Raw genomic sequence first — 26,135 nt, 5'->3', positions numbered from 1 at the left:
TGTTTTGGCCTTAATTCAACCTTATCACAGGTCCTTGAATTGAATGGTAGAAATGACATAGGGCGGCGTTCCCGCCGCATATAAAGCTATCGGAAAGCATTATTCTGTGTCCTATTCAAAATTAGTGAAGTACTGAATTTGTCAAGTACTTCCCGGGCGATAATTAAATGGATTTGAACTTTTCGATCCATTAGTTGAGGATATAGTGTAGAATACATGGGATGAAAGTATGTACTTACTCTCGATACAGAACCGGATATCTTCGAATGCTCATAAAACTCATTGTTGAATTCATGCATTTCTGTGATTGCAGGATGTATTATCTTACATTTTCCAAGTTCATTTATTCTTTTCAAAAGATGTGGTGGAATGAAGTCAAGTTTATGAGTTCCCCAATAATCTATGTCACTATCAAAAACCTCAATAGTACCCAGCAAAGGAACCATTTTACCAGCAGCAAGTTTTCCAATAGTGGTTAATTCATAAACATGAGCGAAGTGAGCAACAAGATAATGTTCTTCCAGTGTCCTGATCTGTGGAAGTAATGCCTGTCTTGTAGTTCCAAGTGACTTGAGGAGGGTTTCCATTTGCTTTGGGCCGTCCTGCAACAATAATAGAACATTCTTTCTCTTCTCAGATGCAAATATCACATCAAGTAACGGTTTCGTCATGCTCCCCGCTCTTCCTTAATAATTCCTACTACCATCTTTGTAATCCGCACTACTTAAAGTGAACAGAAATTTTGGCATTGTTAATTAAACATCGCTAGTTCTTTATTTCTGTACTTCATTAACAGGAGAACAGAGTATCTCAACATTTCAAGACTCTTTGAATAACACTTAGACTTTCTTCTCAATCTTGCCAGGAAATGCCTAAATATGCTGTTATATCCTTCTACGGTATATGTTTCAGCTTTGGATCGAGTATGAATAGCCTCTGGAAGAAACTCTGCATATGCTTTCCAGTGATCTGTCATGACTTCTTTTATTTCCTTATCCTTTAATATTTCCCAGAGTTGTCTTCCAGTTTCCGTGCCTCTGCTACCAAAAGAGCAGTTGATGAACCTTTTCCCAATCCTATCAACAGCAATCCAGATCCAGCAATATTTTTTTTGTTGCCTATATAAGTGTGCATCTCGTCTAATTCAACAATCTCTATCTCATTTTCACTTTTTAGGTCCTCTAACTCCTGACCAAATTTTTTAATCCAATTATAAACAGAAACATGACTTACTCCCAAAAATCTTCCGATTGAACGAAATCCTAATCCTTCAAGATAGAGTTGTAAAGCCTGCCTTTTAACGGAAGTAGAACTCGCAGTCGATTTTATCTCGACTGTATAGTTATATCCGCAATCATAACATTTGTAGCGTTGACGTTCATCGACTTTCCCATTCTTTTTGTGGTTGGAACTCTTACATTTAGGGCAGTTCATACTGAAGTATAGGCTTTCATCCTATATACCTCTATTTACTTAACAATACCAAAAACTATTCTTCAAAAGAGTATTCCTCAATCTCCTTACTAAGGAAGTGAGCCATAATCGTCCTTATCAAAACGATTGCACCAAGGGTCAGAATCTCCTCGATTGAAGGATCCAGAACGGTCCTTATCACATCTGCAGCAATCAGGAACTCCAGGCCGAATAAGATCTTATCGGTGAACTGGTGCCTGATGTGAGCATAAGTATAGTTTTTTTTCTGCGCCTCATGGAGGATTATCTCTATTGTGGCCACAATACCCCCATAGATGATCATTGCCAGACCCACCATAACAAAAAACAGTTCAAAAAGGCCAAGGGCGAGAGATCCCCATTCAAGCAAAAGTCCTGTTCCCAATACCATACAAATACGCCCATTAAGAATTAACTGCCTCCCCATAATAAGCCTTACTTACGGAGGCACTTGTTGTGACCAAAAGAGCTTATTCATGGAAATCCGGGATAAGTGAATGCTTCGCGCACCAGTGAAATGAAATCTGCGATCTCATCAGAAGACATCGCCATCAAAGCCAATATCAAAAGCAGCACAAGCACTTCAGAGTAATCAGGAATCGATTGTAAGGCATGCGCAAAAGTCCCTGAACTCCTGTTCACTGATTGTGACATAAATAGCCCCAAATAGAATTCTGCCCTCCTACAATAAAAGGATTGCGAGTTCTATAACTATTTATAATTACATTTGCTGGTAACTTATTATGATTTAGTGTCCGATGTTAATTACTAACCATATCCTAGCATACTGGAACCCTTATTAGGCGTAACATATATTCTGTTTGGAATAAGAATATATAATTATACCCATATGTGCATAATACCTTAAAGACCACCCAATATATATACAAAAAAATCAGATATGGGCAGAATGTTAACATTCTATGAGGCAATAGTGATTGGGGTGGTCCAGGGCATAGCCGAATGGCTCCCGATAAGCAGCGAGGGTATGACAACTCTTGTAATGATCAATGTCTTTGACAAGACGCTTGCTGAAGCCTTGCCAATCTCTATATGGCTACATACAGGCACCCTCCTCTCAGCAACCATCTATTTCAGGAAAGACCTTAAAGGAATTTTTGAAAATATACCCCAGTATATCCGTAATATTGGCTCCCGCAAGGCAGAGGATCATGCACTTATAAGCTTCCTGGTAACCTCAACACTACTGACCGGAATTGTTGGCCTCCCACTTGTGATATTTGCCACAGGCTTTACGGACTTCTCAGCCAAGATAGCAACCGCATTTATAGGATTACTACTGATATTCACAGGTGTCCTGCAAAAAACAGCGCTTGGGAAAGAGGTTAAAAAAGAAGTACCTACATTCAATGATTCACTGATAACCGGAATAGCCCAGGGTTTTGCCGCACTTCCAGGCATCAGCAGGTCCGGCATTACAGTCTCATCATTACTTTTGAGAAATTTCAATGCATCAGATGCTATTAAGCTGAGCTTCCTCATGAGCATACCCGCAGTCTTAGCGGCAAACATAGGCATAGCTGCCATGGGAATGCTGACAGTTGACCTCAACGCACTGTTTGCAATGCTCTTTGCATTCCTTTTCGGACTTCTGACAATCGATCTGTTCATAAAGATGGCCCAGAAATTCGATTTCGCCAAATTCTGCATAGCACTTGGAGTATTAACCTTATCTGCCTACTTCATCTGATTTTTCCAAAAATAGGCACATTTGGGAAGAAATATATGAACTTAACTGGCAAGTAATAAATATTGGCATATCCATGAATATGCTTGATGAAATGCAGAGGGAGACCCAAGTCCCCAAGAAGAGTAGAGTGCTCTCCGGAAGTGCTTTATTTCAAACCAAGGGGAGTACCGCTGAGTGAACTTGAAACTGTAGCACTTGCAGTTGAAGAGCTGGAAGCTTTAAGGCTGGTCGACCTGGAAGGAGTATCGCAGGAAGAGGCAGCTTTCAGGATGGGTATTTCAAGGAGGGCGTTCTGGGAAGACCTGCAGAGCGCAAGGAAAAAAGTAGCTTTGGCACTGACAACCGGAAAGGCGATCGAGATATCAGGTGGCAGTTACATACACACAGGCTAAGAGTAGCACTGCTTCCGATTCATATATTACATTCCAGAATAATTTATACTTAGTATCCGATACCAATCATATAAATTATAAAGAGGTTACCAAATGACACAAACAATACAGAGCCCTCAGGACCTGTTACAGAAACCGCAGGAATCCAGGCTTATAAAGCAGATGAGAGCCATCAGAAAGAAGATAATGGTCATGAGCGGAAAAGGAGGCGTAGGCAAAAGCACTGTTGCCGCTAACCTTGCTGCACGTCTTGCAGACCGCGGATACAAGGTAGGCCTTCTTGATGCTGACATTCACGGACCCAGCATTCCCAAGATGTTTGGAATCGAAGACATGAGACCCTCTGTTGACGAAAATGGCATAGTCCCGATACAGGTTACCGAAAACCTGAGTGTTATGTCAATAGCACTCCTTGTGGAAGACAGGGACTCTCCTATAATATGGAGGGGGCCTGCAAAGATGGGAGCCATCAAGCAGTTCCTGCAGGAAGTCTCATGGGGCAAACTGGACTATCTTTTCATTGACCTTCCCCCCGGAACTGGCGACGAGCCCCTGAGCATTGCCCAGTTGATTGAGAAACTTGACGGGGCAGTGGTTGTGACAACCCCCCAGGATGTGGCCCTGCTCAGCGTAAGGAAATCACTCACCTTTGCCAGTATGCTCAAGGTCCCGGTCATTGGGATCGTCGAGAATATGAGCGGTATGAAATGCCCCCACTGCAATGAGAAGATCGATATCTACGGAACCGGAGGCGTTGAAAAGGCCGCAGCAGATTTCAATGTACCGGTACTGGGAGAACTGCCAATTGATCCGGCAGTAGCAACGATGGAAGATAATGGCAGAGTACACCTTGAAGGCAATTCAGACCTTGAATGGTTCAGGGAGTTCAGCCGCATTGTTGACAGCGTGGAGAATTTCAAACAATAAGAATACCAGGAAGAGCACATTTCGTCCTTATTTCCGGTTTTAGATGTACGAGTTCCTGCAAAACAATAAATAAATGGCTGGCATCTATGCCATTATGTACTTCAAAAGTGAGATCTCCTTTAATTGGCTCCTTTCCAGGAACATCCATGAGGTGAAGGAACTTTCACGCGCCATGCTTGCATGCCACCTCTGGGATGTGAAGAGCGACATGGCACCAAGGCTGATAAGGCTGAAAACTGAAGGTTCATGGAATCACTCCCTGAGAGATACCTCCAGGGCAGCCTCAGCCCTTGCAGCTATTGGCATTGCTTACCCTGATGTGAGCACATGGATGCTGTCGGAGCAGAGTGGCAGCTCATGGAATGAGGAAGTGTACGACACAGCCTATGCACTTATCGCTCTTGCAGATATGGGGATAGAGAACATGAATGGATGTTCATGGCTTGTTGAGAACTATGGACCAGCCTGGGAGCATCCCGGAACAACAGCTCTTATACTGCAGGCCCTGTTATCGCAGGGGAGACTTGTAGACAAAGATATTCATGATTGGAGCGGATTCATTCAGGAACGTGCCGGATGGCTGCTTTCAAGGTGCACCCTGGGAGGAGCATGGGGACCTATCGCCACAAGCAATCTGGTCATGCAGGCTTTACTGCTTGCAGGATACGCCCGTGAACTGGAAAGAGAAAATTTGTGGCTCTTTTCCAGCATGAATACAAATGGGTCATGGGGAAAAGGCACGGGAGATATTACTGCGACCTCCTTGTCTTTGATCACTCTTAAGTGCTTGGAGAAGATGAACAGAGAGGAATAGTGACAACTGGAAGATATACATGAATCGTAGTGCCTCTATTCCGGATGCTCTCCAGGCGGATACTGCCTTTGTGGGCTTCAACTATTTTTTTACAGATATAGAGACCAAGCCCGTTGCCACCATATTTGCGTGTTGATGAGCCATCCACCTGATAGAACCGAGTAAATATCTTTGGCAGATTTGCCTCCTCGATGCCAATCCCGTCATCAGATATCTGGATGTGTATGTTGCTATCTTCGACAGCTGCACAAATGCGGATATTCCCGCCAGAAGGTGTGAACTTGATCGCATTATCGATTAGGTTCACAAATACATCTGTTAAGTATTCAAGGTCGCCTTCTATCAGAGGAAGGTCACGGGGAAGGTCTTTTTCAATCTTATGACCTTTACTTATCATTTCCGGTGAGCGGTCACATATTGCAGATTCGAGAACCTCGGCCACACGTAGAAGAACAAATGTATATTCAGCATTGCCACCTTCAGTAATGCTTACATAAAGAAGAGAATCTATGAGCCTCTTTAACCTCTCAGAACTGAGCAGTACTTTTTCCATAGCATCTTTCTGTTTCTCGTTAAGCTCACCAAGGGCACCTTCAGCCATCAGCTCGCTGTAGCCGCGTATGGGAATGAGAGGAGTCTTAAGTTCGTGCCGCAGGTTGGAAAGGAACTCATCTTTCATGCGGTCAAGGGACTTTAGCTCAGTGTTTGCTTTTGCAAGGTCTTCGGCGTACTTACTCAGAGCTTTTTCTGCAGTCTTGCGCTCCGTGAAATCCTCAACAACACATACACCACCCATGAGCTTGCCTTCTTCAGAAATGACAGGACTGAATTCCGCCTTTATAGGTACGACCTTGTCTGAAAAAGGCGATATGAAATCATCTTCATACCTGGCCGGTATTCCTGAAAGCACCTGTTTTATGCATTTCACCATAGCTTCGTCTTTGAAGGATGTCAGCATATTGAAATTAATAATTGTGCTAATGACATTTTCATGAGCAGCACCGACTATCTTTACGAGTTTCTCATTACATTGAGTAATGACCCCTTTCTCATCAAAATGAAAGATACCCAAAGGCGACTTCTGGAAGATCATGCGGTACTTGTTCTTGGAAATGGTAGTCAGACGTTCTTTCATCTTACGCCTGGAGATATCATTAAGGAAAGCACCATGGAAGACCTTGCCATTCATCCTTGTGGTAGTGGCGGCAATCTCAAGAGGAAATTCACTTCCATCCTTCCTGAGGCCCGAAGCTTCAAATATCCTGCCCATCACGGGAGATTTACCGATGGAAATTATCTGATCCCATCCCTCGTGAGCTTTTTTGTAGCGCTTTGGCATAATGACAGTTAGAGGCTCACCCATGACCTCAGCTTCGTCATACCCAAAGAGAGTAGTTGCAGCCTTATTCCAGAAAGAGATCATGCCGGAGTGATCCGAAAAGATCACTGCGTATGTGGCAGAACGAAGGAAGGACAACAACCTTTCATTTTCATGTATGCAATTAAGTTCGATAGCTTTTTGCCTGGAAATGTCGTTGCCTGCGAGTATAAAACCTGCAGGAGAGCCATCATCATCCTTCAGGAATGTAACATTCCAGGATATCACTATCTCAGGGACATCTTTTCCAATTATCAGGGAATGCAGGGGTTCTGAAATAGCAGTGTTCCCTGAGATAATTTCAAGGAAGGCATCTTTTAACAGTTCCCTGGAGCTTTCATGAACCAGCGTATCTATCCAGTTCTTACCTGCAAGCTCATTATCCTTATAACCCAGCAATTTCTCTGCCATGCGGTTCATGGAAAGTATTCGATGTTCAGTATCTGTTGTAAGGATAAGGGAATTCAGGGTATCGAAAAAAATTCTGGCCTGTTCCAGCCCTCCAGGTAGGGGCCTGCTTTCCAATACGTAAAGAGGACCGTGTCCTATGGAGCAATCTGTATCAATATTGCCTGCCGACTGGTATTCATTACTACTATTGACCATCCATGCACCCCGGTCCATAAAACTAACCAGATGTCCAAATTATTATATAAAGGCCCAGAAATATACAATTGTATATATGCGATTATATATAATACTTGTCATTAACAGGAAGCCATACCCATTTTCCAGAAATTAACAGATGTCAACTTCAACTCACTTAACCTGTACTCATGAATGGACGATAGGATACAATCAATTTATAATGAACGAAACTATAGAGTAAGTTCAGGTGAATGAGATGAGTTCAGATCTTAGATATCATAAGGCATCAAACACTTATATTGCCAGGAGAAGGTCTTACTTTGAGAATGATGTCATTATTGACGGTAACTTTATTGCAGGAGCAGCATCCTCTTTCTGGAAAGGCCTCGTTGTAAAGGGGACTCTGAAGCTTGGGAAAAACTCTTCCGTCAGGGGAAATGTCAAAGCTGATGACATTGTTATTGGACCGGGATGTGAGATCAATGGAAATGTTGAAGCATATAATGATCTGAAATTCTTTGATTCTGTAACTGTGAATGGATTAGCCACCGCAGGTGGGACTATCTCGATACGCCCGGGGTGCTCCCTGGGATTTGCCAGAGCCAATGCAACACTTGAAATGATAGGGAAAGTACATGTAAAAGAGATCGAATCCGGCACCAAGGTCATAGTGCGCTCTGAATGAAGTTAAAACCCGGAGGTATCAGCTTATTTTTTTCTGCTCTTCTGCCAGTAGCTTCAGCACACGGTTACGTAATTGATTGACTTCCGTGCTTGTCCTGTCACGCAGCCTTTGGATATCGACTCTTATTACTTCTTTGATCTTACCTGGCCGTGCAGTCATTATAACGATCCTGTCCGCAAGGAAAACTGCCTCATCCACACTATGCGTGACAAAAAGAATAGTGATGTTCTTTTTTTGCCAGATATCCAGTAGTTCATGCTGCAATGAATTCCTTGTCTGAGCATCAAGGGCTCCGAAGGGCTCATCCATAAGAAGCACTTGGGGTTCATTTGCAAGGGCACGGGCTATTGCAACCCTTTGCTTCATGCCTCCTGAGAGCTCATGAGGATAACTGTCCCTGAACTGTTCAAGGCCAACAAGCTCCAGGTACTTTTGTGCTTCTTCAATTGCATCCTTCTTTTGCACTCCCCTCATCTGGGGACCGAATATAACATTATCTATAACGGTCTTCCAGGGGAAAAGGGAATACTCCTGGAATACCATGCCTCTTGTAGGTCCCGGACCTTTTATACGTTCATTGTCAACGAAAACCTCACCTTCATCGGGATAGTCAAGCCCGGAAACTATCCTGAGCAAGGTAGTCTTCCCGCACCCGGAAGGACCTATGAAGCATACAAACTCCTTATCCTCAATATCCAGACTTACGTTATCAAGGGCCAGGGTCCGTACTATGTCGTCTTTCACGAACTTCCGGGACACACCCTTTATGTTTACCCTGCCCATTTACATCACTACTCCCGTCCGCCATTTAAAGAACTTGTCCTCAAGATAGGATCTTAATAGCCGGTCTATCAAAAGCCCCAGGAATCCCAGGACAAGCATATAAACCAGCACAAAATCCATGTGATGTAAATAATAGTTGTGCCATATCTTGAACCCAAGGCCGTTCCTGCTGACACCGAACATCTCGGCCGCTACCAGACACATCCAGCCTACACCCATAGCTATCCTGACACCTGCTGCTATTGAAGGGAGAGCGGAGGGTATGGCGACACGTCTCATCAGTTCACGGTCAGTGTTGCATCCGAGGACCTTTGCAGCTTCAACATATATCCGTGGAACACTTTTGAAGCCTGTGAATGTGTTGATTATTATAGGGAACAGAGCTCCAATGAATATCACAAATCCTGCTCCAAATGGGTTTAGTCCTATCCAGATTATAGCAAAGGGGATCCATGCAAGAGGAGGTATGGGACGTACTATCTCTATCAAAGGATCGAAAACTCTTTCAACGGATCTGAACCAGCCCATGAGCATACCCACCGGGATACCTATGGCCAGGGCAGCTGCAAGACCGATAGAGAAGTGCATAAGGCTATAGAGGGTGTCAACCAGCAGCACCGGAAGCTCAAGGTTCATAGAGAGGAAAGGGAATACACCCTGCCTTGAAATGGTAATAATGAATGCTTCAGCAACATCTGTGAAACTGGGAAGGAAAAACTTGTTCTGTACAATATAGACAGCCGTCACCTGCCAGATGATCAGCGCAGAAACTACAGATAATAATTCCACACTGTTATTCTTTAATCTTTGAAAGCTTCCCCTAACCATGATTCCCCTACATAATTTGAAAATATTCCAGCGATTGTTACCTTATCGTTTTTTAACAGTATCCAACTCATCACCATAAAAATTATTAATCAAGAGCTTCATAGAAGCTCAGATCAAAGAGGTCGTCCTGTGTGAGTTGTCTGTTAATGGTGCCCTGCTCGTACTGGACCTGTGCATACTCAACTGTGGAGTTAATGATTACACCAGGATCGGCCACCCATGTGCCGTCCCAGTCCGCAAGGGACTTCTCTACTACACTAACATCCCAGTCCTGGTCTTCAGCAAAAGTGGCGGCTGCCTCATCAACATGCTCAGTGTCGTACTGGGTTGCACGTACATGGGTAGCAACTATCTGCTGCACGATCTCCGGGTGGTTGCGTATGAGATTGCCACTGACCACAACTACACAGCATGCATGGTCTTCTTTCATCTCTCCGGAGAGAACTACCGATCTGCCAATACCCTGCACTTCGATCTGGGTTGGTGCCGGATGAGGCAGGAACACCGCATCGACCTGTCTGGCAGAGAGCGCTGTCACAGCATCTCCCGGGCCCATTGGAATAATATTGACATCTCTATCAGGGTTGATGCCGTTATCCCTAAGCCAGTCCCTCAGAAGTGTGTCCTGTATGGTGCCTGGCGGGAAAGTAGCTATCCTGAGTCCCCTCAGGTTCTCCGGACCCTCGTATGGAAGGTCATTGCGAAGCACAATATCCGATCCCTGTATCTGTGCAGCGGCAACGATCTTGGCGTCAAGACCGCTTGAAGCAGCAGCTACGAATGGAGCGGCTCCGACATAAGCGACATCTATCTCGCCTGCTAGCATCGCGGACATTTCAGGGGCCCCTGTCGGGAAAAGCCGGTCGTTGATTCTCTGCACACCTAGCGGAGAAAGATCCTCAGCCCACCATCCCTGATCTTTCGCAGTCAGGTAAGCTATCTGATGGGTGCTGGGCTGGTATCCGAATGTCAGTGTGGACACCTGCTGGGGCTCAGTATCTCTTTCGGCACAACCGGATATAAGTACGGCTGCTATAATGAAAATAATCAGAAGCGAAAAAGCATATAACTTCGTAGATGTTCTGTATCTCATATTATCACCTATTGTTCCGTTTTTTGAAAGCATGACAAGATAGATTATATATATTACCGTTAAGTCCAGGCAGATGGCCCAAACGTATTAATATACAAGACTACATTGCCTTAAGAGGATATAATTTTAATCATAACAGTAGTGTGGGACAAATGAATGCCGCTGATAAAATAACTGATGCTGTCTTTGAATCTGACGAAAGGCTAAGGGAAGTGCTTTCAAAGGTCATAAAGGATGAACTTGGCCTTACTGCCCTGGAGTTTGCAGAAAAGGCCGATATACCTCAAAGCACCCTGTACAAGATAATGTCCGGAAAAAGAGAGCCAAATATGAAAACCCTTCGTCAGATAGTGAAAACAATAAAAAGGATAGAAGGATCGGAGAAGGGGAATTTCATAGCTGTGATAGCCGCGCGACCTGTACTTGACAATATAAATGAGACTAAAAGAAAGATATGCGGGAATCTCTGCACCATCAGGGAATATTCGGCAACCTCCATGGAAGAAGCTATAATTGCAGCCGTGCGGGCTGAAAGAGATGGTGCCAAAGCTCTTGTGTGCGCACCCATCGTAAGTCCGACTGTCGAGAAGATATTAAGGATCCCTGTTGCCACAATAATGCCAAAAGATAGTCTTATAGAAGCTATAGAGCTTGCGGCCAAGAAGATCAATTTAGAATAAAAATAAAAAGAGGATTGGAGCTATCAGCGCTTGCTGACAAGCTCCTGCAATGTCTGTATTGCTTCATCTACCTTTGCCTGGGCAATTTCTGCAGTCCAGCCCCCAGCGGTGAAGAGGTATCCAAGACCACCTACAACAACCACTGCGATGGCTCCAAGCACATACCAGATGACTCCCGATTTCTCGAACACCTCATAGGTCGTGGTCAGGTCAGCGACCTTCACAACATAAGTGCCAGGTTCTTTTTCCGCATGTTTGAACGAAAGTGTCTGAGATTCACCTATAGCAAGAGTAATTGTCTGGGTGCCAACAACAGTGTCGTTGACCTTGAGGTCAACAGTATAACTGCCTCCCGCTGTACCCGTATTCTTGACATCGACATTGAAAGTTGCCTCCTTACCCTGCCTGATGTCGAGCGGAGTTATAGCCAGATTCGTGAACTCGAACTTTGCTGCGATCTCTTTAACTTCCAGGTTCATTGAAGCGTCAAGGAATCCACTCTTAACTGCTGTCAGCTTGTGCATACCAGGGTCTGTTACCGTGTAAGTAATCGTTCCATCGGATGATGTAGAGCCAATCGACTTACCGTCATAAGACACCATGGCACCCTCTATGGCATCTCCTCCTATTGCCTTGAGCACAAAGAAGGTCACTGAAGATCCTTCATATACTTCTTCGGGAGAGACTTCAATAATGATCTTTCTTGAATCATCGTCCGGAGATATTACTTCAAGTTCACTGCTTCCTGAAGCATAACCTTCTTTCTCTGCCGTGATCTTGAGCTTTCCGATAGTGGAAGCTGTGTAGACGAGAGTGCCTTCATCACCGGTCTTCCCGATGGTCGAAGTGCCGGCCTCCACTGTGGCATCACTGATAGCTGCGCCGCGGGAAGTCACGGTGACCGTGACCTTGTCCCCTTTTGTTGCAATGGACTTGTCAAGGCTCACACTTAGCGTCTGGGATGGTGCAGTGGTTACCTCAACATACGGGTAGTACCTTACTGTGCTAGAGTCAGCGACATTGATGCTGATATCACCCATTAGTGTTATGGACTTACCTTTTGACAGGGAGATGGAATCTTTGTTGGACATTGTTATGCTGCCACCTATACCTGTGACTTCCATCTTGCCGAAGGTATCGCCATCTTCAATCTCAAGATAATCTTCCGATATCTGGAAGATACCCTTTACGAATACAGCATTTGATTCCGTGCCGCTGAATATGGAATCGAAATGGATTGCAATTATCGGCACATCATCTGAATCGCCAAGGTCTGTCTCATAGATGTAAGTGCCACTTCCACTGATAATTGAAGTGTCTACCTCTTTACCGTCCCTGGTAAGAGTTACCATTACCTTGTCGCCGTTCTTGTCAACCTGGACGATGTTAAGAGTATATCCTTCCTCAAGAATTAGAGCGGAACCGGAATACACGGATTTCTTGTCATCCTCATCGATAAGAACCTTGGAGAGCAGGCCGTCAGAAATGATATCCGCGCTGCTGCTGCTGCCAAATGCACCAGAAGGATAACCTGCGAAGTATTTCTCGGCCATGAAACCGATTACATTGTACTTACCCCAGTCAGAGTGTTGAAAGGATACCTGTGCCGGAGTACTGGTATAGACTAACTGGTTTTTCGGTATGGACCTGTCGTTAATATCTTTGAGCTCAAGCTTCTCCGTCTGGATTCCTTCATCAATATCATAATAGAAGCCTTCGAAGTTCAGGGGAGTCCACGTAAGTTTCTCAATGCCCTCTGCTACAGTGCCGCGAAGTTCGTATTTACCCGGAGAGGACATGTCCACGAATGGTGCAAAACGCAGGGTGTTCGAATCAGCTACTATGAACTTGATTTTACCCATGATGGCAATTGTCTTTCCTTTTGAGAGAGAGAGAGATCCATCATTCTTCATCTCGATGTAATTATCGCCAAAGCCTGTGATTTCCATCTTACCATAACTTGCGCCATCCTCCAATTCAATGTAGTCTTCGGATATCTGGAAGATACCCTGGATTGTGACAGCGTTAGATTCAGTACCACTGAAGATAGATGTAAAGCGGACAGCTACGATAACAACATCATCGCTATCTCCGAGGTCAGTCTTGTATATGTAGTCGCCGCTTCCGCTGATTACTGCACTGTCAAGCTCGTCACCATCTTTTGTGAGGGTGACGAAGACCTTATCGCCATTCTTGTCAACCTGGACAATGTTAAGTTTGTAGCCATCCTCGAGGGTGAGTGAAGAGCCGGAATATACAGATTTCTTGTCATCATTGTCAATAAGGACCTTCGAGAGCTGTCCGGAAGATATCAGACTGACAGAATCCACTCCATTAATGTTTGTATTTGAAGTATATCCTGCAAAATACTTCTCTGCCATGAAACCAATGACTTGGTACTTGCCCCAGCCAGAGCGCCCGAAGTTGCTTTCCACAGACTCCGTGCGATAGACAAGCTTTCCATCACCTATGGTCCGTGAAATATCAGTAATCTTCATTGTCTCAGAGCTAAAACCGGTTTCCAGGTCGTAGAAGAAGCCGGAGAAACTCTTTGCATTCCATGTGTAGGTTGTTGACTGACCTGCATCCTCATCCCATATACGGTCACCTGTGAAGTAGGTCTTTGGATGTATGGTGATAGTTGCAGAAGCAGTGCTTACGGGATTGGTTCCATCAGACATATAGAAAATATATGTATGATTCCCCTGTGCAAGTGTAGTATTATAGGTATATTCAATACCATTGGTTGCATCATTATCTGCACTATTGACTTTAGACATTGTCTTGTTGACGCCATCTATCTGGACATAACTGTATGTAGGCAATTGGTTGTCGGAGTCTGTGTAAGTAACATTGAAATAAATGACCCCGCCGACAATGAAGTTGTTAGCCCCGGTTACAGAAGCATCTGTAAGAGTGGGGGCATGGTTTGAAACATCCACATCAAAAGTACCTGCTCCCACCGGACCTATGGTATCTGAACCAACACTTGCTGTAAAACTGTATGAGTGGCTGCCAACAGAGAAACCGGACATGCTGTAAGTATATTCTTTTCCGTCAACTGTATTTGTGTCTGCAGGAGTGACCGCAGTCATATCATAGGGAGTTCCGTCGATGGTAACCCGTACATAATCTGCAGTATCATTGTCTGCATCCGTGAAAATTGCGTTGAAGACGAATGTAGTGGAAGGAGTGCCGCTAGCAGAAGAAATAGTTCCTGACAGTGAGGAGTCAGAGTTTACAGAAAAAGTGCCCACAGAGGTAGGAGTAGCTGTGGTCGTACCATCTGATGCGGTGAAACTGTATGTGTGAGAGCCTGCAGCCATACTTGAATTGGAGAGCGTGTAACCTTTTCCGTCAGCCGTATTTGTGTCTGCAGGATCGACAGCTGTCATTGGATAGTTAATACCGTCAATTACTGCATTTACATAACTTGCGGTGTTATTATCGGCATCTGTATAGGTCACCGTGAACACAAATTCCGTTGCAGGTGAACCACTACTTGGAGTAACCAATGGAGAAGACAGCACCGGTGCAGTGTTTGTGACAGCAAAGGTGCCTGCCCCATAGGGACCAACTGCGCCATTTGCATTGCTCGTAGAGAAAGCATAACTGTGAGCTGGATTTACAGAGAAACCCGATTTTTCGAACCTGTAAGCTTTCCCATCAACGGTATTGACATCTGAGGAGTTAACTTCTATCATTGAGTAAGGAATAGTATCTATAGTAATGTTAACAAAACTTGCACTGAGATTATCAGGGTCAGTGTATGTAACTGTAAAAATAAAGTTTGTTCCTACAGTACCGCTTCCCGGAGAAATGCCTTCACCAGAAAGAGAAGGTGCAGCCATTGCACCACCCGTGAACATAAGCAATATTAGTCCAAATAAAAGCAGTCGAATGTTTTTATTCATTTTTAATCATCCTTTTTTCCTTAAATATTGTAATCTAATCTTGTGTAAATCTAATTCCCTAATTGTAGATAACCTTTTCGATTTATCGACGAGTTTGACCCGTCATTTCGTTCAATGAGCATACCAGCTGATTGTTCAACTACTTCACCGATTATACTTAAATTAAATGTTGGAAATACTTGGTTCAGTATATCAGGAGAGGCGGTAAAGAGCAATTCGAAGTCACCACCCGTGTAAAGTGCAAGGTCCGTGAGCTCATGAGGATCTGTGGTCACATGCTCCCTGATGTCATCATGTATCGGGAGCTTGGATTCGTATATGAGGAAGCCGACCTGGTTGAGGTCAGCAAGGTCATAGAGCGACAGGGCCAGGCCATCGCTTGTGTCCATCATGGAGGTCACGAGGCCGGAACGTGCAAGTTCCCTTGCTTCAGCGACCCGGGGATATGGCTCAAGAAGTTCCTTTAGCAGCCTGTCAGGTACAGAGATGTTGTTCTCGATGGCGTGCAGGGCAGCGCCGGCAGAACCTGCAAAGCCAGTAACGCAGACTTTGTCTCCTATCCTGGCACCCTTCCTGGCGAGCAGCTCGTGCCTCGGGACTATTCCAAGAGCAGTGCCGGTGATGGTTAACTCATCATGAGTGTCGATATCACCGCCTATCACAGAAGTACCACAGGCCTTTGCACAGTCTGCCATTCCGTGAGCGATATCTTCGACGAAAGACACATCCGTATCCTTTGGAAGACCGATAGCCGAGAGGAAACCTATAGGACTTGCACCCATGGATGCGATATCACTTAAGTTGACAGCAGCAGACATCCAGCCTATCTGCCATCCGGTCATCTGAATCGGGAAATCAGTCTTCCGATGAAGCATGTCGGTGGTTATGACAAGATATTCATCACCCTGCATCTCAAGCACCGCACAATCATCACTTCCAGGGCCTACGGCAACGTAAGGATTGCTGCTTTTGTTGAATATTCTTGTCAGGAGGCCGATCAGGGGGCGTTCACCGACTTCAGATACAGGTATGGACTCCATTCTTTCACGTTGTAATTTAAAGTTATGACATTATATATTTATACGCTAACAAACTTATTTTATTTAAAATGAGTGGGTGCAGAGGGAAAGAAGATAAAAAGAACATAATTGTCCTAATTGCCCTCTCTCCGTATGCTCGCATTACCTGCGGGCAATACGTCTTATCCCGATGAAGACACCTCCAAGAGCAGTCAGCAGAATAACTATCGGTAGGAGATAACCTGCCAGAATTATCAGCGCATTGACCATTGATATGAAACCTCTGGCGGATTCTGAGACGGCATTTCCAAGTCCCCATGAATAGATCACACGGTCCGGCTCTGTAAGACGGATGCTGATAGTTGAGAATTCGACCCTGTCATTGAGGTATGTAAGGCGCCCGGTCAGACTGTCTATCTCACCACGGACACGCTCGATCTCCTTCTCCACGCTCAGCACTTCCTCAACTGTCCTGCTCATATTGAGAACTTCATAGAGACGCTGCTCCTGCCTTTTCAGGTTTTCCAGACGGGCAGTGACGTCAATATATTCCTCAGTAACATCCTGGCCACTCACACTCCTTGAAGTGACTTCCCCGAGTTTTTCAACTTCTTCCAGGAAAAGGGGGTGCTCTGCTTCAGGCACCCTTACAGTGATATAGCCATCCTTCCAGGTGCCTGAATCATAGGTATGAACATATATCGAAGAACCGGAAACATAACCACCGAAAGCTCTTGCGGAGGTAGATATCTGTTCGATGGCCGCAGGGACTTCGTCCACTTCAAGGGTCATATCGACAGTAGTAATAGTCTTCCGGTCCACGGAAACTGTACCTGCCCCCCCTGAGGAAGCCTGTCTTACGGAATCCTCTGTGGCAGAGTCATAGCCATATACAGCCTTTTCGTTGGAAGTATAAGATAAAGAATCAGCATCTTTATCCAGACTCATGCATCCACTGACAACAACAGCAGATACCAAGAGCATTAGTGCGCATAGAAGGTATGTTTTTTTCATTCGAAGATACTCCTTTTAGTATGTTGAATGATTGCACCAAACCTATAAGAAAATTGTTTAAACTTCAAACCGGTTCGAAGTTAACTTTCTCGTTACCACGTTCCTTTGTCCGAATCCATACATTATCCAGAGATTCATGAGCGGACGAGGCTAGCCCAAGCATCTCCTCCCTGATGAATGGCCTGATATCCCGCATGCTTGCAAGTGCCGCGTTCTCCGCAAGACCCTGCTGGAGCACGTAAGGTACGTTCCTGTCACCTGTGAGAGAGAGAATGGAAGCGGCTATTTTCCGGACATCATCTGTATCACCCATGAATCCCCTGAAAACAGTGGTCCTTAACTCCAGTTCAACACCACTTTCAAGAACAAGCAGTACTGATTCCCTTATCCTCCTGACCGAATCCGCAGGGTCTGCCCGGACCTGTGGAAAAATGCCGCAGCCAATTACCCTGCCGTATGCCTCAATATCGTCAAGATGAGCCTTGATATCTATAAAAGCCTTGTCGAGGAGCTTTTCCTTTATCAGCTCACCAAGGGCCAGCGGATAGAAACCATTGGTATGTACTCCCACAAGCAGACCGTTCTTTTTTGCGAACCCTGCCAGATGCATCACCGCCTGCTTCTGCATAAGAGGCTCACCCCCAAGAAAGATGACACTGCTGACAAAAGGTTTTGATTTCTTAATGGCATTCTCAAGTACCTGGACATCTGTCATGTCTGAACTATCCAGGATCTCATGGTTCTGACAATAGGGACAACGAAAAGGGCATCCTCTTAAAAAAAGAACGACTGACACATGACCGTGCCAGTCCACAGTAGAGATTGGAACACAACTACCGTAATTAACTTTCATCGATATCAGATCATATCGCTTGAACTGTAGCGCATCCGGTCTGCAAGTTCCTGCTTCTTGGCAGAATTCCAGCCGTTGACAGCCTGCACATAACCGGTTACCCTTGAAACCTGCTCGACATCTTCGGAACCACAGTTCTCACAGCATTCCTTCAGGCCGGACATGATGTGGAAATCGTTGAGGCAAACAGTCATATCCTTAGTGAAGGCAAAATAGCCGATCTGGGTGTTCTTCGCAATGTTCATCGCAAACTCCTTCAGCCCCTTTGCATCCGGTGCTCCCTCTCCCATCCATATATGGCAGATGTTACCGCCGTCAACAATAGGGAAGAACACATGCTCTATGTTCATCCTGTCTACCAGGGATATACGGGCACCCGGAGGAACATGGGTACCATTAGTGTAATAGACAGGCAGGTCATGGGTCCTTTTAATATTTGCAAGAGCTGCTTCCTTGTCGCCCTTGACAACCTGCAGGACAGCATCCTTATATTCGTCGTGCAGCATATCGGACACTGCAAACCTCTGACATGTGGTTTCAGCAGGGGTGCGTGCAAGAGCTATTTCCATACCGTGCTTACGAGTGAGCTCTTTGCCGTACAGCTCCATCTCGGTCATTGCCCGGATAGCGAACTTGAACGCTTCTTTTGACTCATGTATCTGGGAGCCTACATGGTACTGCACCATCTCATTGATCCCGATAACGCCTATTGTGTTGACAAGTGCACCTATGTCGACAGCTATTGCACCTTTCTCACCCGTAACAGGGTCCTTTGGCCTCTGGGTAGCAAAGGGCATCCTGCTGTTCTCGATAATACTCTCCATCCAGCTGCGCTTTGTTTTGAAGAGCTTGATGCTCTGGTCCATGAGATTCCTCAGGTCTGCAAACAGCGCTTCATCATTTCCTTTAGCCCTGTATGCCGCCCTTGGACAGTTAAGGGACACAACCTGCCAGGAGCCCATTGAGAAATGCTTTCCGTCCTTGAACAGGAGTTTGTCATCAAAGCTTTCGTCAGCATCAGCATTTGCCGAGAACTGGTATGCGCAGCACTGGTAACATGATATGCCCTCGCCTGCACCCCTGTACTCCGGCAGCTGGTTATCAAAGTAAGGCGTTCCGAACTTCGCGGCCAGTTCGAAGGTCAGGTCATAGAGCTCTTCGTAAGTAGGAAGCTCCGGGTGGGCCCTGTTGAAGAAGTCGTCCTCTTCAATGAAATCAGGCTCAATGGATATTTCGGGCTTGGGGAAGTTGAAAGGCTTGCCCCAGTTGTCACCTTCTATCATTACATCCATAAGAGCCTTGAATGACAGGCGCACTTCACGTTCGAACTCGCTGTAGTTACGCTTCTGGGTGCCATTGGTTCCGTCGTGTACCCTGCCCTTATAGACTGCAGGCTTATCCTTCCAGAGCTTTGGCACTCCCGGGGAAAGCTGGACAGAGGAGAATACGACCTGCCCTCCGCGGGCAACCATCATCTGAGTCATCTCGTACACGAACATCTGCATGAGCTGCTTTATGTCGATGTAACTCTTGCCTTCAAGGTAAGGAGCAAGGAAGGTCAGGAAATTGTAAAAGCCCTGTCCGCCCGCAAAGTTGGTCTGGGCGCTTCCCAGAGCCTTCACAGCGTGCAATATGGCCACTTCCGCCTTCATGGCGGGGCCTGCAACACTTGCCTTTGCTCCAGAGCCATCGGGCATGAGCCCATAGTAGAAGAAATACCTGAGATCCCAGTCCTGGCAGAATGCACGGGTGCCAAGGTACTCGAGGTCATGGATATGGATGTCGCCGTCCAGGTGCAGGTCTGCTATCTTTGGAGGAAGCAGGAGCAGGTACTGTTCTTTGGATATCTTGTCCGCCTTTTTCTTGTGAGAGGTCTCAGCGTTCTCCTGCAGGTTAGCATTGTCCTTTGCCTCGAAACCGCTTCCAAGGTCTATCTCGCACGCGTCATATACAGGAGTACCTACTCTTGTACAGATATTCCTCCATTCTATGTGGCCTTTCTCAAGAAGCACTATGTTGACAACTTCCCTTATAAGAGGGCCGGAAAGGAACTTCAGTTCAAGACTCCTGATACGGTGTTCAACCTCTTTTGCAATATTATGGGCTTCTTCCTTTTCTATGCCGGGCTTTCCGTGGAATCTTTCGGAGAGTTTTGTCTCTTTCAACAATTGGTTAATGATAATATTGCGGTCCCACTCGACCATATGCCCTGCTGTGGTGCGCACCTTTGGCAATATGGATATAGTGTTACCATCAAGCGTTTTCTGAATCGCAAGCGGCTTACTGGTCTGTGTCATACTTATCGGCATCTCTCTTTTTTCCCCGGACTGAACCTGTGTATCACAGCCCTGATCGAATTGTTCATATTCAGTTTCACCGGTAGCGGTTTTATTTATAGTAGTGCATTCTTCCATTTTCCCACCTCACACCATGATCATCAGAGCAGGCTGCTCAACGCTTCCAGGTTAACATCAGGACCCTTGAAGAGGTCTTTATGGGTTAAAAATTCATCGTTGATCTGGAGGACCGGTGCGGTCATGGTGAACACCCCGTTAAACTTCAGTTCTGTGAGTGCTTCAGGAGTTGACATGTCTGCAGTCTTGAAAGGTATACCTTTCGATTCCAATACCTTCTTCAGCTGCTCACATTTGGGGCATGTCTTTGTTGTATATATAATTACGTCAGCCATTATCTCGCGTCCCTTCGATGATATAATTTGATTATTATATTAGTTGGCTCCGGAGAGGAACTACAATGCCATCTGAAAAAATAAGATTCAGTTGGCATTGCATTTTGACTTGTTCTTTTCACCGTGAGGTAAATTATAAAATGACCTCCAGCTTAATAATGCTTTTTCAGACTCCATCTGGTAACAGAAAAATCTGCCATGATAACAAAAAGGATTGTAGTGATGAACTAACAGATAATATACCCTTCACAATATACATCATTACTGGTAACTATACTTAATCCTAATTGAATACATACCTGAATACAAATGTTTCTGCCAAAAGATGTATATTAAGAACTCCATTATAAGCAATTATCTCAGGCAAGGGGTGTAAACAATAACCAAGCAGATATCATCAGGCTGTCAGCCTATCGATGAACTCCTGGAAGGAGGATTTGAAACAGGCATCGTGACACAGATATTTGGAGAAGCCGGAAGCGGCAAGACCAATCTCTGTATGCAGCTGGCTGTGGAATGCGTGAAGAATGGCAACAAGGTCATATATATAGATACTGAGGCCATCTCACCCCAGAGATTCAGGCAGATCGCCGGAGAGAACGCAAAAGAGATAGCCAGGGAAATAATTATCTTCGAGCCAACAAGTTTTGAAGAACAGTATTCTGCAGTTAAGGAGATCGGGAAGCTTATCTCGGACAGGATAGGGCTGATAGTAGTTGATTCCGCAACCTCTTTCTATCGCTTCGAACTTGACCAGGATGAGTCCAGCATACGATCCAGAAGGGAGCTCTCAAACCAGATAGGCGTCCTGCACGGAATTGCCCGTAAGTACAGGCTTGCAGTCGTCATAAGCAACCAGGTCTACAGCGATATGGCATCAGGCACCCTGAAACCTATCGGTGGCAGCGGGATAGAACATATATCCAAGACCATCATCCAGCTGGAAAAGACAGGAGAAGGTACAAGGCGGGCGAAACTGTGGAAGCATCGCTCACTTCCCGAAGGCAGGGCACGTGACTTCAGGATAACCAATGAAGGCCTCAGGTAAGTTTTAACTTTATTTCCTTGCTATTGTTATAAAACCGGTGTGCCCCACCCTTGCAGTTGCCGGGCGTGTACCTCTGTCTGAAAAGGAGATCTCACGTTCTGAGAACTCCATGGTCCTTACATCATAGAAATGCGCAGCTTCTATTGCCTCACGGATATCTTTTGTCTGCTCGAAGAATGGGGAATAGGTAACCAAGAACCCACCCGGATTGAGAACATTCCTGACGTGAGGGATGACATATCTTGAATCCTGGGTATCCAGGGTGACCACATCGAAGCTCTCATCGAGGGAAGCTATCTCTTCGATAATGTTCCCGCAACGTATCTCCACATTATCAAGCCCTGCGCTGAGAACATTCTGCCTGGCAATCTGCGCGAAGTCCTCACGAATCTCATAACTAAGCACACGTTTTGCGATCGAACCCAGGTACATAGCAAGCACGCCTGAGCCTGTGCCCGCATCTAGTACATTATCCTGCTTATTGAGACCAGTATAGGCAATTATTGGACCGATGTCCTTTGGCATCATCGGTGCGCCTGAACGTTTCGCGTGGTTGAAGAAATCAGGCATACGTGGACGCTGTATAGTGAACTCCTGGCCCATATGTGAGATTACAGCATCTCCAGGCTCTTTATCAATGAGTACAGACAGGTCGATTTTCCCGAAATCCGTATGGAAATCATCTTCAGATACATTCACAATGAACTCCCGGACCTTTCCGCGGTGGGAGGTTTTTAGCATGACCAATTCGCCTGATAACATTTTGCACACCTGTCTAGCGTTTTTTAGAAGCGTATCTGTTAGCCGGAATAGTGACAATGTCCCTGGGGATGGAATGCTTGTTCATTACAAGATAATCCCTTATCTCCCCGAACTCCGGCTGGTAAGCATCCGCAAGCATCCTTGCATATTCGACACCATCCCATGTCAGCACATATTCATAACTCTGCCGGAACCTGCCTCCTTTCTCATAGTACCTGAGATCCTCATCGACTATACCCATGGCAACAAGTATCTGTATGTCCTCAAAGAGCCTGTCGCTGTAAGGGAAGCCGTACCTATCATGGAAGGAGTAGTCGAAGAGATTCCGAAGCCGTGAAGAGTCGCGCAAGTGCCGGATAGTACGGTACAGCCAGGTGATATGCCTTAGCCGGGGAATGGATACAAAGCCATCCTTCCCGTTCTCAAAAAGACTATGCACTCCGTAAAAGAGCAATAGCACACCTTCTATGGGCAGGTACTGTTCCGTACGTATGAAATGAAGGAGCTTCGGAGACAGTTCCTCAACAGCTTCCCGGAGGTTTAAGGAAACTGATCCGTCATCCATATCCATAACAACAGAGGGATGCGCAAAAGCTGTGAGAGACAGCTGTCTTGATATTGCACGCACAAGACCATTGGCAAGTGCGGACTCATCGTAGAAGAAGGCGTCCTCTTCGCCTATGGAAATGCGCATGCTTTTGGGAACTCCAGAGGCAACGCTCAGGTCCACTAGTACATCCCCAAGCTCCTTTGCCAGAAGGCTTTCCAGTTTTTTTGTAGCCACCCCATGACGCGCAATAGTGGCCAGCGCCATCCGAGTGGAAGGCGGAATGGTTTTCTGGCTGAGCCTTGCAACCGGAGCATAAATATTGCCATCGCGAATATCTGCAAGCAATTGTAAGGACCTTTGTGATGCATGCGACCTGATGAAACCAAGAAGGTCGCTATCATTATAGGTCTTGAAAAAGAGCACGACCTCTTCCTTTGCCTTTTCCATGCCTGCTTTTTTCGCATAGCTCCCAAGGGCGTCCTCAAGCGCATACAACAGCATGACGCGGGATGCCTGCGTCTTAGGGTTGTGAATAATAGCAGTGTAGTGATGGGCCCTGGATATCAGAAGGGACTCGGCTGCCGTGAGGGCCATGTCCTCGCCATAACCCGAACTGTCCAGGCTACCCAGAACTATATTCCCGTTTCTTATGACCAGGCTGCGCACTATCTGGTCCACGTCTATCATCCCGAAGGATACACCTGTATGATAGGAATCCCTGAGCAGGAAGTCGATGCGGTCTGCATCCACATCGTCTGCGATTATCTGCGCAAGGTATGGCTTCTTTAGAGAAGTGTCACCTGTGGCAATCTTTGCGATCTCCCCGAAGAATTCAAAGGGATCAGTCCCGAATTCCTTTTCCACGTACCTTGCAATGTAATTATCTTCAGGCAGGCTACCGGTGATAATATCCTTAGTGAAAGCCTCATGTTTTATCAGACGGGTACCATTAATATTTGGCTGCAGCAGAGGATTCCTTTTCAGCACACCCTCCACCACGTGGGAGAAAGCAGAGTGTCCTACATCGTGTAAAAGCCCCGCCACCCTGACTTTGCGAATATCATCCGGTTCCAGGTTAAGGGAATGACCGATAACAGATGCCATGTGCATTGTCCCGATGCTGTGCTCAAAACGAGTATGGTTAGCACCTGGATATACAGTATCCACAAGCCCGAGCTGCTGGATGTTCCTGAGCCGTTGGACATGCTTAGTATTAACAAGCATCTGCTCGAACTCGTCCAGCAGGATTGTCTTGTGCACAGGATCATGGATGAGCATGGGTTTCTGCATATCAGATAATATTCAATATTAGAATATATAAACATAGGAAGTTTGTTGAATTTCCTGAAAGTGGCTATTCCAAAGAGAAAATCCTGAATAAAGCACTGATAGAAACTTTACTTCTACATACTGTTTCATAAGATTTTTAATCCATTCCGAACAAATATCTTCATACAGCAAGTTATTAAGTTAAACTGGATCTTGCAAAGGGAAGTCAGATGGACATGGGGATTGCATAAGCCTGTCCTTGGTACAACTATAGGGAGAATTCTAATGTTGAGAATGAGGGACAAATTAGCCGGAGGCAGGGATATAAGTCAAAATAAAGATACGCCTCCAGCTACCGTAGAAGAAGAACAGCTAGGTACACGATTCAAAATGCGCCAGCGTTTTTTTACAATTGGGGATCGTTTCTTCATAGAGAATGAGCATGAAGACAAGGTTTTCCAGGTTGAGAACAAGGTACTACGTTTGCGAAAAACGCTGAATTTTCAGGACCTCCGGGGGAATGATATCTACAAGATCCAGGAGAAAGTAGCGCGCATACGTGATACCATGGATATCGAGAAGGACGGCCATGCAGTAGCTAAAGTACACAATGCTTTAATAACACCACTACGTGACCGCTGGAAGATCTCGGTTTCCAACGGCGAGGACCTGACGGCAAAGGGCAATATCCTCAATCATGAATACAAGATACTCAGGGGGAACCAGGTGATAGGAGCCGTCTCCAAAAAATGGTTCCGCATCCGAGACACTTATGGCGTAGATGTGAGCAACAATGAGGATGCCTTACTAATCCTGGCCATTACCGTGGTTATTGACAGCATGGCACATGAAGGAAGGTAAAAGGGGATACAAAATAATTGGATAAATAAGGGAGAGAATTATGTTAGGTCCTATACAAATGTTAGCTATTGGCTTTGAAACTAACGAAAGGTTCAAAGGCGACATTATGCGGGAATTGAACGAGACACGCAGCAGAGGAGTAATAAGACTGCTAGATATGCTTTTTGTAATGAAGGACAAGGAGGGGAATGTCCTTACCATGGAAGACACTGATCTGACACCTGATGAGGAAGTAGAAGTCGGTAAAGTAATCAGTAAGATGCTGGGAATAGAAGAAAGCAGTGCAGGAACTGCCGGGTCCGATACATCTGCTGAAAATAGCTATGGTCTGGGCATACAGGATATCATGGATGTTGTCGACCAGATAGAACCCGGTACATCAGCAGGTCTTCTGCTCATTGAGCATGTCTGGGCTGCAGGTCTGAAGCAGGCCATCAGAGAAGCTGGAGGACATCCCATTGCCCAGGGCTTCCTTACACCCGAAGCAATGATGATGATCGGCAAGGAAGCCGAAGCTATTGCCGAAGCTGAGATAGCCGTTGAGATCTCCGAGGCCATTAAAGGTGCTGCCTTGCTTGACGTACTGTCCACCATTGACACTGCTGAAGAACTTAAGGAAGCTGCCATTGACGAAGCAGCCGAAACAGTTGTGGAAATGGAGTTTGTAAAGACGGCTGCCGTTGCAGAAGCTGTGAGGACTCTGGTTGTAGCTGGAATCATAGAAGAAGCTGCTACCATGGAAGCAATTGACACCCTTGCAGAAGCCGGATTAGTTGAGGCTGCTGCGCTGAAAGTGGCTGAGAAAGAGGCGGCTGAAGCCTGACA

25 protein-coding genes are annotated in these 26,135 nt (G+C 45.7%); 9 read left to right on the top strand and 16 right to left on the bottom strand.

Annotated features, from left to right (window positions below):
• Nucleotides 1-86: 86 nt before the first annotated feature.
• From Q8J68_RS10475 to Q8J68_RS10460, 4 genes are all read right to left on the bottom strand, one after another.
• Nucleotides 87-671 carry a winged helix-turn-helix domain-containing protein gene (locus Q8J68_RS10475; protein ID WP_305311463.1) on the bottom strand — a complete coding sequence of 195 codons (585 nt, stop codon included), beginning with the start codon at nucleotides 669-671 and terminating at the stop codon, nucleotides 87-89.
• 80 nt (nucleotides 672-751) lie between these two features.
• Nucleotides 752-1,434, bottom strand: a protein-coding gene (locus Q8J68_RS10470; RefSeq protein ID WP_305311462.1) for an IS1 family transposase whose coding sequence is annotated in 2 segments (ribosomal slippage) — nucleotides 752-1,111 and nucleotides 1,114-1,434 — 681 coding nt in all. Because the reading frame shifts where the segments join, the coding sequence is not laid out codon by codon here.
• A gap of 55 nt (nucleotides 1,435-1,489) precedes the next feature.
• Nucleotides 1,490-1,843, bottom strand: coding sequence for a DUF1622 domain-containing protein (locus Q8J68_RS10465; RefSeq protein WP_305311461.1), 354 nt, complete (start codon nucleotides 1,841-1,843; stop codon nucleotides 1,490-1,492).
• Nucleotides 1,844-1,926: 83 nt separating this feature from the next.
• Complete coding sequence (locus Q8J68_RS10460; protein WP_305311460.1) at nucleotides 1,927-2,106, bottom strand: hypothetical protein; 180 nt, start codon at nucleotides 2,104-2,106, stop codon at nucleotides 1,927-1,929.
• A 247-nt stretch (nucleotides 2,107-2,353) separates the two neighbouring features.
• Between Q8J68_RS10460 and Q8J68_RS10455 the strand changes: the two genes are divergently transcribed.
• The 4 genes from Q8J68_RS10455 (at nucleotide 2,354) to Q8J68_RS10440 (ending at nucleotide 5,296) form a co-directional block, all read left to right on the top strand.
• On the top strand, nucleotides 2,354-3,163 hold the full coding sequence (locus Q8J68_RS10455) for an undecaprenyl-diphosphate phosphatase (RefSeq protein WP_305311459.1): 810 nt from the start codon (nucleotides 2,354-2,356) through the stop codon (nucleotides 3,161-3,163).
• An 83-nt stretch (nucleotides 3,164-3,246) separates the two neighbouring features.
• Nucleotides 3,247-3,555, top strand: a complete 309-nt coding sequence (locus Q8J68_RS10450) for a DUF134 domain-containing protein (RefSeq protein ID WP_305311458.1) — start codon at nucleotides 3,247-3,249, stop codon at nucleotides 3,553-3,555.
• 93 nt (nucleotides 3,556-3,648) lie between these two features.
• Complete coding sequence (locus tag Q8J68_RS10445) at nucleotides 3,649-4,482, top strand: Mrp/NBP35 family ATP-binding protein (RefSeq protein WP_305311457.1); 834 nt, start codon at nucleotides 3,649-3,651, stop codon at nucleotides 4,480-4,482.
• A gap of 94 nt (nucleotides 4,483-4,576) precedes the next feature.
• Nucleotides 4,577-5,296 (top strand): hypothetical protein, encoded by a 720-nt coding sequence (locus tag Q8J68_RS10440; RefSeq protein WP_305311456.1) that lies wholly within the window; start codon nucleotides 4,577-4,579, stop codon nucleotides 5,294-5,296.
• Here Q8J68_RS10440 and Q8J68_RS10435 read toward each other — a convergent pair.
• Nucleotides 5,262-7,298, bottom strand: a complete 2,037-nt coding sequence (locus Q8J68_RS10435) for a PAS domain-containing sensor histidine kinase (RefSeq protein ID WP_305311455.1) — start codon at nucleotides 7,296-7,298, stop codon at nucleotides 5,262-5,264. The two genes, Q8J68_RS10440 and Q8J68_RS10435, sit on opposite strands and share 35 nt — an antisense overlap.
• Nucleotides 7,299-7,518: 220 nt before the next feature.
• On the opposite strand from Q8J68_RS10435, the gene Q8J68_RS10430 reads away from it, so the two are divergent.
• Nucleotides 7,519-7,947, top strand: coding sequence for a polymer-forming cytoskeletal protein (locus Q8J68_RS10430; RefSeq protein ID WP_305311454.1), 429 nt, complete (start codon nucleotides 7,519-7,521; stop codon nucleotides 7,945-7,947).
• An 18-nt stretch (nucleotides 7,948-7,965) separates the two neighbouring features.
• On the opposite strand, the gene Q8J68_RS10425 is transcribed toward Q8J68_RS10430, so the two are convergent.
• The 3 genes from Q8J68_RS10425 to Q8J68_RS10415 form a co-directional block, all read right to left on the bottom strand.
• A complete protein-coding gene (locus tag Q8J68_RS10425; protein ID WP_305311453.1) occupies nucleotides 7,966-8,730 on the bottom strand; it encodes an ABC transporter ATP-binding protein in 765 nt (254 codons plus the stop codon).
• Nucleotides 8,731-9,558: an ABC transporter permease gene (locus Q8J68_RS10420; RefSeq protein WP_305311452.1), complete on the bottom strand. Its 828-nt coding sequence runs from the start codon at nucleotides 9,556-9,558 to the stop codon at nucleotides 8,731-8,733.
• An 85-nt stretch (nucleotides 9,559-9,643) separates the two neighbouring features.
• Entirely contained in the window at nucleotides 9,644-10,651 is a 1,008-nt protein-coding gene (locus Q8J68_RS10415; RefSeq protein ID WP_305311451.1) for an ABC transporter substrate-binding protein, read from the bottom strand.
• Nucleotides 10,652-10,803: 152 nt separating this feature from the next.
• On the opposite strand from Q8J68_RS10415, the gene Q8J68_RS10410 reads away from it, so the two are divergent.
• Nucleotides 10,804-11,331: a helix-turn-helix domain-containing protein gene (locus Q8J68_RS10410; RefSeq protein ID WP_305311450.1), complete on the top strand. Its 528-nt coding sequence runs from the start codon at nucleotides 10,804-10,806 to the stop codon at nucleotides 11,329-11,331.
• Between the two features lie 23 nt (nucleotides 11,332-11,354).
• Here the strand turns inward: Q8J68_RS10410 and Q8J68_RS10405 are convergent, their stop codons facing one another.
• The 6 genes from Q8J68_RS10405 to Q8J68_RS10380 all read right to left on the bottom strand — a co-directional run bounded on the left by Q8J68_RS10405 (nucleotide 11,355) and on the right by Q8J68_RS10380 (nucleotide 20,820).
• Nucleotides 11,355-15,245: an S-layer protein domain-containing protein gene (locus tag Q8J68_RS10405; protein ID WP_305311449.1), complete on the bottom strand. Its 3,891-nt coding sequence runs from the start codon at nucleotides 15,243-15,245 to the stop codon at nucleotides 11,355-11,357.
• A gap of 50 nt (nucleotides 15,246-15,295) precedes the next feature.
• The gene (gene thiL, locus Q8J68_RS10400) at nucleotides 15,296-16,285 is read right to left on the bottom strand and encodes a thiamine-phosphate kinase (protein ID WP_305311448.1); all 990 of its coding nucleotides are present in this window, start codon (nucleotides 16,283-16,285) and stop codon (nucleotides 15,296-15,298) included.
• A gap of 141 nt (nucleotides 16,286-16,426) precedes the next feature.
• Complete coding sequence (locus Q8J68_RS10395) at nucleotides 16,427-17,278, bottom strand: DUF4349 domain-containing protein (protein WP_305311447.1); 852 nt, start codon at nucleotides 17,276-17,278, stop codon at nucleotides 16,427-16,429.
• Between the two features lie 64 nt (nucleotides 17,279-17,342).
• Nucleotides 17,343-18,131, bottom strand: coding sequence for an anaerobic ribonucleoside-triphosphate reductase activating protein (locus Q8J68_RS10390; protein ID WP_305311446.1), 789 nt, complete (start codon nucleotides 18,129-18,131; stop codon nucleotides 17,343-17,345).
• A gap of 5 nt (nucleotides 18,132-18,136) precedes the next feature.
• On the bottom strand, nucleotides 18,137-20,440 hold the full coding sequence (nrdD, locus tag Q8J68_RS10385) for an anaerobic ribonucleoside-triphosphate reductase (protein ID WP_305311469.1): 2,304 nt from the start codon (nucleotides 20,438-20,440) through the stop codon (nucleotides 18,137-18,139).
• A 128-nt stretch (nucleotides 20,441-20,568) separates the two neighbouring features.
• Nucleotides 20,569-20,820 carry a glutaredoxin family protein gene (locus tag Q8J68_RS10380; RefSeq protein WP_305311445.1) on the bottom strand — a complete coding sequence of 84 codons (252 nt, stop codon included), beginning with the start codon at nucleotides 20,818-20,820 and terminating at the stop codon, nucleotides 20,569-20,571.
• A 391-nt stretch (nucleotides 20,821-21,211) separates the two neighbouring features.
• Between Q8J68_RS10380 and radB the strand changes: the two genes are divergently transcribed.
• On the top strand, nucleotides 21,212-21,868 hold the full coding sequence (gene radB / locus Q8J68_RS10375; protein WP_370867629.1) for a DNA repair and recombination protein RadB: 657 nt from the start codon (nucleotides 21,212-21,214) through the stop codon (nucleotides 21,866-21,868).
• A 9-nt stretch (nucleotides 21,869-21,877) separates the two neighbouring features.
• Here the strand turns inward: radB and Q8J68_RS10370 are convergent, their stop codons facing one another.
• The gene (locus tag Q8J68_RS10370) at nucleotides 21,878-22,630 is read right to left on the bottom strand and encodes a tRNA (adenine-N1)-methyltransferase (protein ID WP_305311444.1); all 753 of its coding nucleotides are present in this window, start codon (nucleotides 22,628-22,630) and stop codon (nucleotides 21,878-21,880) included.
• Between the two features lie 13 nt (nucleotides 22,631-22,643).
• Entirely contained in the window at nucleotides 22,644-24,470 is a 1,827-nt protein-coding gene (locus Q8J68_RS10365) for an HD domain-containing protein (RefSeq protein ID WP_305311443.1), read from the bottom strand.
• Between the two features lie 273 nt (nucleotides 24,471-24,743).
• Here Q8J68_RS10365 and Q8J68_RS10360 point away from each other — a divergent pair, with 273 nt between their 5' ends.
• Both Q8J68_RS10360 and Q8J68_RS10355 read left to right on the top strand, forming a co-directional pair.
• Nucleotides 24,744-25,310: an LURP-one-related/scramblase family protein gene (locus tag Q8J68_RS10360; protein ID WP_305311442.1), complete on the top strand. Its 567-nt coding sequence runs from the start codon at nucleotides 24,744-24,746 to the stop codon at nucleotides 25,308-25,310.
• A 40-nt stretch (nucleotides 25,311-25,350) separates the two neighbouring features.
• Entirely contained in the window at nucleotides 25,351-26,133 is a 783-nt protein-coding gene (locus Q8J68_RS10355; RefSeq protein ID WP_305311441.1) for a hypothetical protein, read from the top strand.
• Nucleotides 26,134-26,135: the final 2 nt, after the last annotated feature.

Source organism: Methanolobus sp., assembly GCF_030682845.1.
Classification (GTDB): domain Archaea; phylum Halobacteriota; class Methanosarcinia; order Methanosarcinales; family Methanosarcinaceae; genus Methanolobus.
Note: the sequence above shows the minus strand (reverse complement) of the source record. Positions and strands in the feature narration are given on the sequence as shown.